Annotated in this window: 12 protein-coding genes; 5 read left to right on the top strand and 7 right to left on the bottom strand. The window is 61.3% G+C overall.

Annotated elements, in window-relative coordinates:
• Positions 1-9 precede the first annotated feature (9 nt).
• Together hutH and hutI are read right to left on the bottom strand one after the other, a co-directional pair.
• A complete protein-coding gene (hutH, locus tag AC0JZ8_RS24205) occupies positions 10-1,545 on the bottom strand; it encodes a histidine ammonia-lyase (protein ID WP_471893800.1) in 1,536 nt (511 codons plus the stop codon).
• Positions 1,542-2,789: an imidazolonepropionase gene (hutI, locus tag AC0JZ8_RS24200; protein WP_471893799.1), complete on the bottom strand. Its 1,248-nt coding sequence runs from the start codon at positions 2,787-2,789 to the stop codon at positions 1,542-1,544. Before hutI ends, hutH begins: the two co-directional genes overlap by 4 nt.
• A 105-nt stretch (positions 2,790-2,894) precedes the next feature.
• Here hutI and AC0JZ8_RS24195 point away from each other — a divergent pair, with 105 nt between their 5' ends.
• The 5 genes from AC0JZ8_RS24195 to AC0JZ8_RS24175 all read left to right on the top strand — a co-directional run bounded on the left by AC0JZ8_RS24195 (position 2,895) and on the right by AC0JZ8_RS24175 (position 7,514).
• Complete coding sequence (locus AC0JZ8_RS24195; RefSeq protein ID WP_471893798.1) at positions 2,895-4,244, top strand: formimidoylglutamate deiminase; 1,350 nt, start codon at positions 2,895-2,897, stop codon at positions 4,242-4,244.
• A 50-nt stretch (positions 4,245-4,294) separates the two neighbouring features.
• The gene (gene hutC / locus AC0JZ8_RS24190) at positions 4,295-5,038 is read left to right on the top strand and encodes a histidine utilization repressor (RefSeq protein WP_471893797.1); all 744 of its coding nucleotides are present in this window, start codon (positions 4,295-4,297) and stop codon (positions 5,036-5,038) included.
• Between the two features lie 296 nt (positions 5,039-5,334).
• The gene (locus tag AC0JZ8_RS24185) at positions 5,335-5,622 is read left to right on the top strand and encodes a DUF1488 family protein (protein ID WP_371816237.1); all 288 of its coding nucleotides are present in this window, start codon (positions 5,335-5,337) and stop codon (positions 5,620-5,622) included.
• A gap of 93 nt (positions 5,623-5,715) precedes the next feature.
• Positions 5,716-6,612 (top strand): transglutaminase family protein, encoded by an 897-nt coding sequence (locus tag AC0JZ8_RS24180; RefSeq protein ID WP_062458480.1) that lies wholly within the window; start codon positions 5,716-5,718, stop codon positions 6,610-6,612.
• A 74-nt stretch (positions 6,613-6,686) separates the two neighbouring features.
• Positions 6,687-7,514: a transglutaminase-like domain-containing protein gene (locus AC0JZ8_RS24175; protein ID WP_062458483.1), complete on the top strand. Its 828-nt coding sequence runs from the start codon at positions 6,687-6,689 to the stop codon at positions 7,512-7,514.
• A gap of 61 nt (positions 7,515-7,575) precedes the next feature.
• On the opposite strand, the gene AC0JZ8_RS24170 is transcribed toward AC0JZ8_RS24175, so the two are convergent.
• The 5 genes from AC0JZ8_RS24170 to AC0JZ8_RS24150 form a co-directional block, all read right to left on the bottom strand.
• Complete coding sequence (locus tag AC0JZ8_RS24170; protein ID WP_471893796.1) at positions 7,576-9,672, bottom strand: hybrid sensor histidine kinase/response regulator; 2,097 nt, start codon at positions 9,670-9,672, stop codon at positions 7,576-7,578.
• Positions 9,614-11,122, bottom strand: coding sequence for an ATPase domain-containing protein (locus tag AC0JZ8_RS24165; RefSeq protein WP_471893795.1), 1,509 nt, complete (start codon positions 11,120-11,122; stop codon positions 9,614-9,616). The genes AC0JZ8_RS24170 and AC0JZ8_RS24165 overlap by 59 nt, the downstream gene beginning before the upstream one ends.
• Before the next feature lie 112 nt (positions 11,123-11,234).
• On the bottom strand, positions 11,235-12,635 hold the full coding sequence (locus AC0JZ8_RS24160) for an FAD-dependent oxidoreductase (RefSeq protein WP_471893794.1): 1,401 nt from the start codon (positions 12,633-12,635) through the stop codon (positions 11,235-11,237).
• Positions 12,632-13,246 (bottom strand): cysteine hydrolase family protein, encoded by a 615-nt coding sequence (locus AC0JZ8_RS24155; protein ID WP_471893793.1) that lies wholly within the window; start codon positions 13,244-13,246, stop codon positions 12,632-12,634. Before AC0JZ8_RS24155 ends, AC0JZ8_RS24160 begins: the two co-directional genes overlap by 4 nt.
• A complete protein-coding gene (locus tag AC0JZ8_RS24150) occupies positions 13,243-15,339 on the bottom strand; it encodes a hydantoinase/oxoprolinase family protein (RefSeq protein WP_471893877.1) in 2,097 nt (698 codons plus the stop codon). The genes AC0JZ8_RS24155 and AC0JZ8_RS24150 overlap by 4 nt, the downstream gene beginning before the upstream one ends.
• Between the last annotated feature and the right edge of the window lie 4 nt (positions 15,340-15,343).

Here is a 15,343-nt window from a genome sequence, read left to right as displayed (position 1 = left end):
TTCTGATGATCAAACTTCAAGGACCGGCAGGATGCCCGGCGAGATGGCGTGGGCGAAGGCACCGGACGCGACCAGTTCGCTTGCGGCCTTGAGATCCGGCGCTAGGTAACGGTCATCGTCGAGCGCAGGGACGGAAGCCCGCAGCACGGCAACGGCTTTTGCGAGCTCGGTACTGGTCTTGAGCGGCCCGCGCAGTTCCACGCCCTGGACGGCCGTCAGCGCTTCGATCCCGAGAATGCCGAACAGGTTTTCGGTCATGCCGAGCAGGCGTCGCGCGCCGTGGCAGGCCATCGACACATGGTCCTCCTGATTGGCGGAGGTCGGCGTCGAATCCACTGAAGCCGGATGCGACATCTGCTTGTTCTCGCTCATCAGCGCGGCCGACGTGACTTCGGCGATCATCAGGCCCGAGTTGAGACCGGGCTTTTTCGACAGAAATGCCGGCAGGCCGTAGGAGAGAGCAGGATCGACCAGAAGCGCGATACGGCGCTGGGCGATCGCACCGATCTCGCAGATGGCAAGCGCCGTCTGATCGGCGGCAAAGGCAACCGGCTCGGCATGGAAATTGCCGCCGGAGACGACGGAATTGTCTGACAGAACCAGCGGATTGTCAGTGACGGCATTTGCTTCGACTTCCAGCGTCCTTGCGACGGACCGCAACAGATCGAGGCAGGCGCCGTCGACCTGAGGCTGGCAACGGATGCAATAGGGATCCTGAACGCGCTCATCGCCTTCAATGTGGCTCGCACGAATTTCGGAGCCTTCGAGAAGGTTGCGAAGCGCAGCACCGGCATCGATCTGGCCCTTGTGGCCGCGCAGGGTGTGGATGTCAGGGTCAAACGGCGCTGATGACCCCATCGCGGCGTCTGTCGACAGGGCGCCTGTAACAAGTGCCGTCTGGGCTGCGCGATGCGTGCGAAACAGACCGGCGAGGGCCAGTGCGTTGGACGTCTGGGTGCCGTTGATCAGTGCCAGCCCTTCCTTGGCGGCAAGAATGACAGGGGTCAGACCCACCTTGGCGAGTGCATCGGCAGACGGTAGGCGTTCTCCGTGGAGGAAGGCTTCGCCTTCGCCCATCATGGTGGCCGCCATATGGGCAAGCGGTGCCAGATCGCCGGATGCGCCGACCGAGCCTTTTTCCGGAATGACCGGAATGACGCCCTTTTCCAGCATGCCTTCGATCAGGCGGATCAACTCGATCCGGACACCGGACGCGCCACGGCCGAGCGAGATGAGCTTCAGCGCCATGATGAGACGTACCACATTTTCCGGCAGCGGCGCGCCGATGCCGCAGCAATGCGACAGGATGAGATTGCGCTGCAGAGTGGCGAGATCGGCACTGTCGATCTTGATCGAGGCAAGTTTGCCGAAGCCGGTGTTGATGCCGTAGACCGGCGCGTTTCCGGCGGCGATTTCCGCGATCCGTCTCGCTGCCTTTTCGATGCCTGCATCGAAGGAGCGATCGAGAACCGCCGAACCATTGTTCCAGTAGAGATCGGAAAGCTCGGCCAGAGTAACGCTGCCGGGGTGAAGCGTGATCGTCATAGCTGTTGACCTCTGAAGACGTTCGAATGGAGCGGGTTGAAGCCGATGCGGTAAACCAGCTCGGCGGGTCGCTGGATGTTCCAGATGGCGAAGTCCGCCGATTTTCCGGCCTCCAGCGTGCCGGTTTCGGAGAGAAGACCGAGCGCCCTCGCCGCCTCGCGCGTCGCACCGGCGATGCATTCTTCGACGGTCAGCCGGAAAAGTGTCGCCGACATGTTCATCGTCAGCAGCAGCGAGGTGAGCGGCGACGTGCCGGGATTGCAATCGGTCGCAATCGCGATCCTAACGCCGGCATCGCGCAGCAGCTGCACCGGCGGTTTCTGCGTTTCGTTGATCGCATAAAAGGCGCCCGGCAGAAGAACCGCAACCGTGCCCGACGCCGCCATCGCAGCAGCGCCCTCGGCGTCGAGATATTCGAGATGATCGGCGGACAAGGCACCGTAGGATGCCGCCGTCGCGGCACCACCGAGATTGGAAAGCTGTTCGGCATGCAGCTTGACGGGCAGACCGAGCGACGTTGCGTGATCGAACACGCGCCGCATCTCGGCAACCGAGAACGCGATGCCTTCGCAGAACCCGTCGACAGCATCGGCGAGGCCTTCCGCATAGGCAAGGTCCATTGCGGGCAGCACGACGTCGGTAATGTAGTCGCCGTTGCGTCCGCGGTATTCGACAGGCGTCGCGTGGGCGCCAAGGAAGGAGGTGACGATCCGCACCGGCCGGATCCTTTCGAGCGCCCGGGCGGCGCGCAGCATGTTGAGCTCACCCTCGATCGACAGGCCGTAACCGGATTTGATCTCGAGCGTCGACACGCCTTCTGCAAGCAGCGTATCGACCCTTGGAAGCGCGGCCTTCACAAGCCCATCGACGGAAAGAGCGTTGGTCGCCTTGACGGAGGAGACGATGCCGCCGCCAGCGCGCGCGACTTCCTCATAGGTGGCACCTTCGAGCCGCATCTCGAATTCCATGGCGCGATCGCCGCCGAAGATCAGATGCGTATGGCAGTCGATCAGGCCGGGCGTGATCACCCTGCCCTCCACGTCGATGATCTCGTCGGCTTCCAGAAAGGTTGATGGCAAATCGGACTGGGGGCCGGCGAAAACGATCCTGCCGCCTTCGACGGCAATGGCACTGTCCTCGATGAGAGCAAGCCCTTGTGCCTCGTCGGCAAGCGTCAGCAGCCGAGCGTTGCGCCATAGCGTTCTGGTTGGCGCCACCGCTGAATTATCGCTATTTTCGACCACGAAGCCTTCCTCTTTTTGTTTTAATGTATATACATAAAAAACCAAGGCAAGAAGAATTTGCAAGCGCCTGCTGACCGCAGACGGGACCGACAAATGGAGTTGGCAGTGAACACCATTTTTGCAGAAAATGCACTCATTGGCGGGGAATGGGCGAGCAACGTGAGCCTGACGATCGAGCATGGCAATGTGCGATCGATCGAGCGTAACGCGATCCCTGCGGCCACCGACGAGCGGCACCGGCTGATCGTGCCCGGCATGGCCAATCTTCACAGCCACGCTTTCCAGCGCGCCATGGCGGGACTGACGGAGGTTCGCGGATCGACGAGCGACAGCTTCTGGAGCTGGCGCACGCTGATGTACAAATTCGCCCTGTCGATGACGCCTGACGATATCGAGGCGGTCGCAGCGCAGCTCTATATGGAAATGCTGGAGGCGGGGTTTACCCGCGTCGGCGAGTTTCATTACCTTCACCACGACCGCGACGGGCGCCACTATGCCAATATCGCCGAGCACGCGGAACGGATCGGTGCTGCCAGCGCTGCGACCGGGATCGGCTTGACCCTGCTGCCAGTCTTCTACGCCCGCTCCGGGTTCGGCGGAATGGCACCGACCGAGGGGCAGAGACGCTTCATCAACTCGGTCGAGAGCTTTTCCACGCTGATGGAGGAATGCCGGAAGATTACTTCTGCGCTTCCCGGCGGCCAACTCGGCATCGCGCCGCACAGCCTGCGGGCGGCGACGCCTGAAGAGCTGCGGGACGTATTGCCGATGGCGGGTGGAGGCCCGATCCACATCCACATCGCCGAGCAAACGAAAGAGGTCGAGGACTGCATCGCATGGTCGGGCGCCCGCCCCGTCGAATGGCTGCTCGCCAATGTGCCGGTCGATGAGCGCTGGTGCCTGATCCACGCTACCCATATGACCGAGGCGGAAACGCGCGACATGGCACGCCGAGGGGCCATTGCCGGTCTCTGCCCCATCACGGAAGCCAACCTCGGCGACGGCATATTTCCGGCGCCGACATTTCTCGAGGAAGGCGGCCAGTTCGGCGTCGGCTCGGACTCGAACATCTCGATTTCGGTCGCGCATGAACTTCGGCAGCTCGAATATTCGCAGCGTCTTGGACTACGCTCGAGAAACGTCGTGGCACAACCGCAGCAATCGACGGGCGCGCGCCTGTTCCAGGCGGCACTCAAGGGCGGCGCCCGCGCATTGCAGTCGCAGGACGACATCGTCGCCGGCGCATCGGCGGATTTCGTCTCGCTCGACCTTGAGGCCGCCCCCTACCTTTCGGCAGATCAGGTTCTCGATCAGTGGATCTTCGCTGACGCGATCAAAGTGGATTGCGTCTGGGCGGCGGGCAAGAAGCTGGTGACGGGCGGTCGGCATGGGAGACGAGAGACGATCCTGCCGAGGTTCCAGGCCGTGATGGCCGCTCTGCTTGACGCCGGCTGACCGGATATGGTGGAGAAGCCGTTTGATGCAGAGAGCCGAAGGACTTCGCCTTGACCGGAGAAAAAGACATCAAGGCGACGCGTGGCGTGGGCACACTGCACCAGAAGATCCTGGGCGACATCGAGAACAATATCGTCAGCGGCGAATGGCCACCGGGTTACAGGATCCCTTTCGAGGTCGAGCTCGCCAAGCACTACAATGTCTCGCGGATGACCGCGAACAAGGTTCTGACCCAGCTTGCCAATGCCGGACTGATCGAGCGGCGCAAGAAATCGGGCTCCTTTGTTGCCCAGCCGCGCAACCAGGCTGCCATTCTTGAGATCTACGACATCGAAGATGAAGTCCGCGCGCTGAACAAGGACTACCATTTCCGGATGGAGGAATGCCGGGAGCGGAAGACTGTGGCAACGGACCGGCTGCGCCTGAGCGTCTCCGGCAAGGAAAAATCCATCTACGTCGTCTGCCTGCATTTCGCCGACGGGAAGCCGTTCTGTCTCGAGGAACGACTGATCAATCTGAAGACCGTGCCGCAGGCAAAGGACATGGATTTCTCGACGGTTTCACCGGGCAAGTGGCTGATCGCGCAGATACCATGGACCGCTGCGGAACATCGGATCTCGGCCCAGCTTGCGGACGAAGAGCTGGCAAGGCGGCTGGAAATCACGCCGCAGTCTGCCTGCCTCGTGGTAGAACGCAAGACCTGGGACGTTTCCGGCCCGGTGACGTCGGTGCGGTTCAGCTACCCTTCCGACAGCCATGCGATCACTGCGCGCTTTGCTCCGGCCTCGAGCTGAGACCGGCTTGCCCACCCCAAGCATCCCTTGCCAATTCAGGCTTAAAATGCGGTCTGTCGCAGCAGGCTCGCCATTTCGCGTTGGACTTCGGGGGCTCAACGTGACCTAGTCATATGGTTCGTCGGCATAGGATGCCATCGATCCGGCGTTTGGAAAATTGGCGGCGCTGCCTCAATACGGACTGCGGGACCAAAAAGCCGGTTACCTGCGAAACGTCACTGGGCTTGTTATCATCGACTAAGCGGATGGCAGCAAGATACCCGACATGCAAACGTGGTAGTCCGACATTCGGAGCCATGCTGACGACAGAGGCTGCCATGACACTTTCTTTCCCAAATCCCGCGCGCAGTTACGATGAATCGAAAAGACGCGTCCGCTTTCTGGGTCATGACGGCATGTTCGAGGTTCGGTTCTTCGTCGCTGCTGAAGTTCTCAGCAGCAACCTTGTTGAAAGAACTGCCGTCAGCGATGATTATCTTGCCTCTTTCGATGCGCTACGACCGAAGATCCTGAAGGCGGCCCAGGCTGCCTACAAGGCGAAAAACGCACAATCCATCATGCTAGATCTCGAGAATTTCAAATGAACAGACTTCTGCTGAGCGCCATCGCTCATCGTCCCGACATGATGTACTTTTCCGATCTGACCCAATGTCAGTCGAACTCGGCTCGGTGATCGCATGACGATCTTTTCGGTTCGTCACCTTACGTCCTACCAGTATCATAAGCCGGTCGAGTTCGGCGAACACAGGCTGCTGTTCCGACCAAGGGACAGTTTCGACCAGACGCTGCTCGTGTCGCGCCTCGAGGTCTTTCCAAAGCCTGCCTATGTCCGCTGGATCCATGACGTGTTTGGGAACTGCGTGGCGCTGGTCGGTTTTGAGGGTGCGTCTCAGAAGCTCCAGTTCGAAACGACCATCAGGCTCGATCATACGCCGCAGCTCGCGATGGATTTTCAGATCGACGAGGAAGCCCTCACCTATCCCTTCACCTATGACCCGGTGGAAGCGTTCGATCTGGAATGCACCATCCGTCGCCATTACCCGGATGCCAACGACGAGGTTGGCAAATGGGCGCGGCAGTTCGTGAAACCCGGCCAGCCGACCGAGACCGGCCGATTGCTGATGACGCTCTGCTACGCGATCCGTGAAAGCTTCGTCTATGCCCGTCGCCATGAGCACGGCACCCAGGCTCCGCTCGAGACGCTGCAGCTGCGTCGCGGGACCTGCCGCGACTTTGCGCTTTTGATGATGGAAGCCGCACGGGCCCTTGGCCTCGCTGCACGTTTCGTCACCGGCTATATCTACGTTCCCGATCGCGACGGATCGACGACGCTTGGAGGCGGGTCTACCCACGCGTGGTGCCAGGTCTACCTGCCGGGAGCCGGATGGGTGGAATTTGATCCGACCAACGGCATTGTCGGTAACCGCGACCTCATTCGCGTCGGCGTCGCCCGCGACCCGAAACAGGCTATCCCGCTTCGTGGCAGCTATGACGGTGAGGCGGAAGATTTCAAAAGCATGTCAGTGCAGGTCAACGTCACGACCGACGAGTTCCAGGCCAAACTTCATGGCTAAACGGAACCGTATCAACGCCCGGGCATTGCCGCATTGCTGCCATCTCGTCAACGGTATTTAGGAGACATCGCTTCATGAGGATACGCGCCGGTTTTCATCTGGGCTATGAATGCCAACAGCCGACTGCCATGCTTCTGGCGTTGAATATCCACCCCTCCCGTCGCGTAGATCTATTGACCGAACAGGTGCTGACCTTCGACAGACCGATCGAGGCCTGGGGTTATCAGGATGTCTTCGGGAACGCCTGCAGCCGCATCGTTGCACCGCCCGGCCTGACGACGATCTCGACCGAGTTCGAGATCTATGACACCGGGCTTCCGGACCCGATCCCGGAAGATGCGCAGCAGCACCTCATCCAGGATCTACCCGACGACGTTCTGGTGTTCCTGCTGGGCAGCCGTTATTGCGACACGGACCGTCTGTCAGACTTCGCCTGGAACACGTTTTCCTCAACTGATCTGGGCTGGCCGCGCGTCAAAGCCATTCTTGATTTCGCGCATAACCGCATTGCGTTCAACTATCAGAACGCCGATTCGCTGCGGACCGCGTTCGGCGGCTTCAACGACCAGACGGGCGTGTGCCGGGACTACGCGCATCTGGCGATCACCCTGTGCCGGTGCATGAACATTCCCGCACGCTACTGCACGGGTTATCTCGGAGACATCGGTGTTCCCAAGGATCACAATCCGATGGACTTCAGTGCCTGGTTCGAAGTCTATCTCGGCGGCCGCTGGCACACTGTCGATGCCCGTCACAACAAACCTCGTATCGGCCGGATCCTGATGGCGACCGGTCGCGATGCGACCGATGTCGCGTTGTCCACGGCCTTCGGCCCGGCGATCCTGGCAAGGTTCGAAGTGATCACGGACGAACTGCCGATGGGCGGAGACGGGCAGGCGTAATAGCCGTGCCGAGTTTCTGACCCTTTGAGCTTTATGACGTCGCGCCCGGTTGCGAGAGCACCTAGCGCGGCGACGTAAGCTTGCCGATCTGTTCCGCCAGCTGTGCCTGCGTATACGGCTTTCCGAGCCGCGCAACCTCAAGATCAACGCCAGGCGGAAGATCCGCGTAGCCGGAGGCGATCAGGATTGGCAATTCGGGCAGCAAGGCTCGTGCAGCCTTCGAGAGTTCGCCCCCGGTCATGCCAGGCATGGAGTAGTCGGTGATCATCAGATCGAACTTTGGTCCCTTACCCAGATGCTCCAGCGCCTCCTTGCCGGAATGGGCTTCGACCACGTCGTGTCCGAGATCCAGCAGCATGTCGGCGGAACTCATGGCGATGAGGACGTCGTCGTCAACAAGCAGGATACGCTTGGGACCACCCTGATATTCTGCCGGAGGCGATGGTGCCTCGGCCTGCCTCGGCTGCTCGGCAGCGGAAGAGACCGGAATCCACAATTCGGCGGTAGTGCCGGAACCGATCCTGCTCGACAACTTCAACTCTCCCTTTAACTGGGACGCCAGGCCGTGGATCATCGACAATCCGAGGCCCGTTCCCTTGCCCAGTTCCTTCGTTGAGAAAAACGGTTCGATGGCTTTCTGCAGCGTCGCCTCGTCCATGCCTTGGCCTTCGTCCTTGACCGAGAGCACGACGTAACGCCCGGCTGCAAGCGTATCGTTTGAGAACCTCTGCTCTTCCTGGCTGAGGCTGATCCGCAGCGTGCCACCGTCGGGCATGGCGTCACGCGAGTTGACGGCAAGGTTGAGAAGCGCGAGCTCGATCTGGTTGGCATCTGCCGAAACCTTCGGCAGATGATCCGGTATCGAGGTTTCGACGAGGATGGTCGACCCGACCGAGCGTTCGAGAAGGTCGCGCATGCCACCGATCAGGGCGCCGAGGTCAACGGGGCCGATCTGCAGATCTTGGCGGCGGGCAAAGGCGAGCAGCCGCTGCGTCAACGACGCCCCGCGTCTTGCACCCTGGAGGGCGCCATCGATCAGGCGTTCGGCTTTCGGATCGCCCGCAACGAGCTTGCGGAGCAGTTCGAGATTGCCGAGCACTGCCATCAACAGGTTGTTGAAATCGTGGGCGACGCCGCCGGTCAGTTGGCCGATCGCCTCCATCTTCTGCGCCTGGCGCAGTTGATCTTCCGCCCGCTCACGCTGCGACACCTCGTCCATCACGACCGAATGGGCCTGTTCAAGTTCACGCGTCCGCTCGGCGACACGCTCTTCAAGCAGTTCGTTGATCTGCCGCTGCTGCTTCTCGTTGATGACCCGGTCGGTAATGTCGGCGGATACGCCGACCAGCTTGACCGCCTTGCCCGAGTGGTCGCGGTAGAGCTGTGCCCGCACCTCTGCCCAGCGCACGGTGCCGTCGCGCCAGACGGTGCGGTATTCGACAGAATAATCCTCACCGCTCTCGGCTGTTGCGGTATGAGCATCCTGTACGCGTTGCCGGTCATCGGGATGGATGCTGGCAAAAAGGTCCTGATAGGTGAACGCCTCTTCCGGACCGCGTCCGAAAATGCTCTTGCAGGTCGCAGACGTGCTCAGGACATCGGTTGCAAGATCCAGTTCCCAAGCGCCGAGCCGACCGGCCTCGAGTGCTGTCTGCAAACGCCGCTCTCCTTCGTCGAGAGCTTCCATCCGCAGACGTGCATCATATTGGCGCCGACGCCCGCGTGCGGCAGAACGGGCAACGCTGATGAATGTCGTTGCGTGGAAAGGGCGCTCGATGAAGCTGACATTGCCAAGGACCTCCGACAGCCGCGCAGCTGCGGGATTACGCTCCGGACCACCGCCGCGGTTTGTCAGAATGACGAAAGGTAGATCCGACCAGCTCGGCTGGTTCTCGATCCACTGGGAGATGGCGCGCAGGTCGGCGGAGCGCAGAGCTTCCTCGGTGATGACAGCGAGCGCGATGTTGTCGTCAAGGCTGTCGACGAAACCGGACAGGTCCAGGGCCGCCTTCGAAGCGATACCGGCTTCCTTCAGGAGGGATGCCGCAATCTGCGCATCGCGACCGTGTGGGGCGTGAATGAGGCCGACGGCATCTCTGTTAGGAATGGCTTTCGTCCTCGTTTGAAAGCTCCAGCAGTTGCTGCTTTTCGCCGACAAGCGTCGGTACACCGCGCAACACGCCCTGGAAACCGGAAAGCGGATCGCCCAGTGTCAGCCCCGCATCGGTGATGCGAAACTCGCGGATGGTTTCTTCGTGCCGACCGGTTCGCTTCTTGATGACCGAGACTGCACGCCGAACCCTGCCCAGTGCCTCGAAATAGCGCAGCAGGATAACTGTATCGGCGAGGTAGGTGACATCGACCGGGGATTTCATGTCTCCGACGAGCCCGTGCTGGGCAACTGTCAGAAACGTATTGGCGCCTTGCCGATTGAGGTATTGCAGCAGTTCATGCACGTGCAGGATCAGCGCGTTTTCCTCGGGCATCGACGCCTGGTAGCCGTTCACGCTATCGATCACGACTGTCCCGGCCTTGAAGGTCGCCACGCGATCCCGCACACGTTGCGAGAATTCCCCCGGCGACAGCTCGGCCGCATCCAGCTGCTCGATGTGAATAGCGCCGTTGTCGCGCATCTTCTCAAGGTCGATCCCCATTGCTTTCGTACGCGAGAACAACAGGCCGAGCTCCTCGTCGAATATGAAGACGGCTGCTTTCTCACCGCGCTTCACGGCAGCTGCTACAAACTGGAGCGCGAACAGGCTTTTGCCGGTACCGGCAGGTCCGATGAGCAGCGTGCTCGACCCGCGCTCTATACCACCGCCAAGAAGATCGTCGAATTCGGCAATGCCGCTTTTCAAAATAGCTCGGTCGAATGCCGTCTTGTGCTCGATCGCACGCAGCCGCGGAAAGACCGAGACGCCTCCGGTCTTGATGACGAAATCATGATAGCCGCCGCGGAACGCCTGGCCGCGATATTTGATCACCCGCAGGCGGCGGCGTTCCGAACCATAGTCGGGAGCCAGCTGCTCGAGATGAAGAACGCCGTGAACGACGCTGTGGACGGTCTTGTCGAGATTGTCCGACGTCATGTCATCGAGCAAAAGGACTGTGGCGTCGGATCGAGAAAAGAAATGCTTCATGGCCAGGATCTGGCGGCGGTAGCGGAGAGAACTCTGTGCCAACAGACGGATTTCCGACAAGCTGTCGATCACCACACGCTGCGGTTTCAGACGCTCGAAGGCCTCGAAGATCAGCTTGGTCGTCTCGCCGAGCTCCAGATCTGAGGAGTAAAGCAGGCTTTGCTGCTGGTCTGCGTCAAGCAGGCTTTCCGGGGGGACGAGCTCGAAGATTTCGATCGAATCCCCGAATTCGATACCGTGCGAAAGCGCGCTTTCCCGCAGTTCTTCTTCACTCTCCGACAGGCTGATATAAAGACAGCGCTCCTTAAGTGTCGCGCCTTCCAAAAGAAATTGCAGGGCAATAGTAGTTTTGCCCGTGCCCGGCGTCCCTTCGAGCAGGAAAACATGGCGGCGAGTCAGACCGCCCGATAATACATCGTCCAGTCCCCGAACGCCTGTCCTCGCCTTTGTACTCAAGCCGTCGATCATGTTTTTTCCTTTTGCGACTTTTGACTTAGCGCAAACTGGCGTGGAAACAAGAGATGGACGGGTTGGGTACGGTAACTGTGACGAACGAGATGTTTCCGGCTGTCCTTCGATTCTAGCAGTTGCGCAGGTAAGCGGCGACGCGAAGACCCGAAATGCGTCCGAGCGCCACTGCAGTCAGGAGACCGTTCCCGGACAGGTAGCCGCTCGCTTTGCTGCCCGATACGCCACAGGCGGCGCCTCCGGCGGCAAAAAGGTTTGCGATGGTCGAACCGTCGCGTCGAACCACACGTGCCTCGCCGTCAACAACAAGCCCGCCCTGGGTGTGGAAGAGTGCGCCGGTGACCCTTACCGCTTTGAAGGGCGCTCGAAGTGGCGGCACGTCTGCCAGAGAACGGCCGAACGGGTCCGCCCCACCCTCGGCTTTGCAATTCTCGAAAGCACGGAAGCTTGCCGTCAGTTTCTCCGGCGAGACCTGCATCCGCTCCGCAAGCGCCTCGATCGTATCGGCCTCGATGATCGCATGCATACGCTCGGCGCTTCTGAAATCCTCGAACTGGGCCGCGATCGCGGCGATCCGCGTGTCGAACACGGTCCATGCGATCCCTTCCGGCTGGGCAAGCACGTTGGACGCCTGCTCGGAATACCCCTTCGCCTCGTTGGAAAAGCGTTCGCCTGCGACATTCACCTGGAAGCCGCCTTCCATCACGGTCGCCCAGGTGATCAGGATCCCGGCAGGATGGGCGACGGATCCATGTCCCTGATGACCGCTCAGATGCCGCGTCGCAGCACCCAGCGCCTCACCCCACACGATCGCATCGCCCTGGTTGCCCGGGTGGCCGAAATAAAGAGCATCCCGCATCTCCGGAATGTGGTGGGCGACCAGCGCCGGATTGCCGCCATAGCCATTGCAGGCAAGGATCAATGCCTCACAGCCGATGTCTTCGCGGGACCCATCCGGTCGCGACAGGGTCATGCCTCGCGGTTTGCCGTCGGAGCCAACGACGAGCGTGTCCACATGAGCTTCCGTCAGGATATCGATGCCGGCTTCTTCCGCGGCGTCGCGCAGACGATCGATCAACTCCTCGCCGGACCGGGAGGGAAGACCATGCATTCGAAGGTGCGAGTGACCGGGATAACGGAAGTTGTCGACCAGCGAAAACGCCAGGCCGTGGTCCTCGGCCAGCCATTCCAGCGTTGGGCCGACCGTTTCGGTTACCAGCCGAACGAGGCCCACATCCGGCTCGTCATCCGCCTTGTGCAGGATATCCGCCCCGAAGGTTTCCGGCGTGTCCTCGACGCCGATCGCGAGCTGCCAGCGCGTGCCTGCTGCCGGGATGAGGCCGGCTGACAGCGCCGTCGAGCCGCGCGGCAGCGGATCGCGCTCCAGCACAAGCACATCGACGCCTTCCGCCTTGGCGGAGAGCGCTGCAATCATGCCGGCGGCACCTGCGCCGATCACGACAAGCGGCACCATCACCTCGAATTCCCGGTCCGAGACTTCGACCTTTCTCATCGCGCGTCGAACTCGGCGATCATGTCTTCGATTGTCGCGATCCGGCTGACAGGTTTCAATGCTGCGATCGCGGTCTCGTGCGTTTCCTGCGAGAAGGCGGCCGAACCATCCGACAGGGTGATCGTTTCGAAATCGCGGACATGGGCGTCACGAACGGTGGAGGCGACACCGCCATTGGTGACGATGCCGCCGATCACCAGCTTCTCGATGCCGCATTTGCGCAGGACCCATTCAAGCCGGGTCATGTAGAACGCCGAATAGGCGACTTTCTCGACAATGAGATCGGCCGGTGAAAGATCATCGATCAGGCTGTTGCCCCAGGTGCCGGGCGCAAAATCGCCCTTGCCGAGAAAGGGCCGGAGTTCCTTCAGATGCGGCGAGATGATTGGCTCGCCACCCTTGCCCGGCACCAACGTGAACTGCGCCGAGATGATGTAGCCGCCTTTTGCGCGCATCACGTCCACAAGTGGCTTGATGCGTTCCGGCAATGCCGCGATCTCTGGCGCCCCTTGCCCGGCCCGGCCATAGGCGCCGTCGGGGGCCAGAAAATCATTGGTCAGATCGACGATGATCAGACCCGTCTTCTCGATGGGGATCGAATGTCCGCTCATGATTTCCGCTCCACGATGATATTTCCGTAGAGATCGACACGCGCCTTGAATTCCAGCGAGACGACTGTCGTTGCATCCGGCTGTTCGAGGATCGCCGGGCCCTGGATTTCCGAACTCTCCGGCAGTTGCAGGCGATCGTAGATCGTCGTTTCATGCCAGGCACCGTCGAACCAGACCTGTCGCGAGCCCGTCTTTGCGGAGGCAACCGTCGTATCGGTTGGTGCGGCCAGCGCCTTCAGATCGAAGCTCGGACGAATGCCGATCGCGCTGGTGCGAAGGTTGACGATCCGCATCGGAACACCCGGCAGAAGCCGGCTGAAACTTGCCTGATAGGCATCCTCGAAAGCCTGCTGGATCATCGCCTGGCTGACATCGGTGTTACCCCCGCTGATCGTTGCCGGCAGTGTGACGCGAACCGTATGGGTCTGACCGACATAGTGCATGTCGAGCTCGAACAGCGTATCGATCCGCTCCACCGTAAGATGAGCATCCTCGACGACGGCGCGCGCCTTGCCCGCCTCCTCGACCATGCGTGCGTCGATCGCCGCAACGTCGATGCCCTCGAGCGAGAGGTTCAAGGTCTGGACCTGGTCGTGCCGGATGTCGGCGATGACGCAACCCAGCGCAGATGTCACACCCGGATAACGCGGCACAAGCGCCGCCTTCAGCCCGACTTCGCGGATCAGCGCCGAGACATGCAATGCCCCGCCGCCACCGAAGGGAACGGCCGCGAACTTCTGCGGATCGTGACCGCGCTCGATCGACATCAGCCGGATCGCGCCGGCCATGCGGCTGTCGGCGATCTTCACGATCGCTTCGGCCGCTTCCATCACACCGAGGCCGAGTGGCTTTGCCACATGCTGCTCGATAGCCGCCTTGGCGGCCTCCACATCGAGACGGGCAAGCTTGCCGCCGATCGGCCGGTCCGCGTTGATGCGGCCGAGCACGACATTGGCATCCGTCAGCGTCGGACGGGTATTGCCCTGACCGTAGCAGACCGGGCCGGGCCGCGAGCCGGCACTTTCCGGGCCGACCTGCAGCAGGCCGCCTGCATCCACATGGGCAATTGAACCGCCGCCGGCACCGATCGTGGTGATCTCGATCATCGGCGTGCGGATGACGAGGCCGAAATCGATCGTCGTCTGGGCCGCGAGTGCTGCCTTACCGTCGGCAATCAGCGAGACATCGAAGGACGTGCCGCCGAGATCGCCGGTGATGACGTTCGGAAAGCCGGCCGCCTTTGCGATCGCGGCTGCGGCGATGACGCCTGCCGCCGGACCGGATAGCGCTGTACGGGCCGGAAGCCTGCGCGCCGTTTCCGTCGACATCACGCCGCCGTTCGACTGGACGATATGGAAGCGGCCGGCGAAGTCCTCGCTTGCCAGTGCCGTTTCCAGCTTGCCGAGATAGGAGCCGACGACCGGCTGCAGATAGGCGTTGAGGACCGTCGTTGACGTGCGCTCGAACTCGCGGATTTCGGGCAGGATTTGAGTCGAGCAGGCGAGGTTTTCGTTGTCCCAGACCGCACGGGCGGCTTCCACCGCGTGCTCCTCGTTTTCGGGATTGGCATAGGCGTTGACGAAAACGATCGCGAGCGCTTCCGCACCCATTGCCTTCAGCTTTTCGGCAGCGACGCGGACGGCATCGACATCGACGCCCAGACGGATCGTTCCGTCGGCGAGCGTGCGTTCCGCCACTTCCAAGCGCATGTCGCGTTCGACGACAGGTATGAAATCGCCCCACAGGCCCCAGGTGTTGGGCCGGTCCCGGCGACGCATTTCCAGCACGTCACGAAAGCCTTCGGTGGTGATCAGACCGACCCTGGCGCCCTTGCGCTCCAGCAGCGCGTTGGTGCCGACGGTCGTGCCGTGCACGATCGAGGAGAGGTCAGCGATGGCGCCGAAACCCTTCAGACCATCGAGGAAGCCGACAGCTTCATCACCGCGGTTGGAGGGGACCTTGTTGGTACGGAATTTCGAAGACGCTTCATCGAAATAGAAGAGATCGGTAAAGGTGCCGCCGACATCGACCCCGACGATCCTGCCCAATCCCGACTGGCCCAGTTTTTCATTTTGTTGTTTTGTTGTTCCCAGATCG

The organism is Velazquezella soli (genome assembly GCF_977018685.1).
Note: the sequence above shows the minus strand (reverse complement) of the source record. Positions and strands in the feature narration are given on the sequence as shown.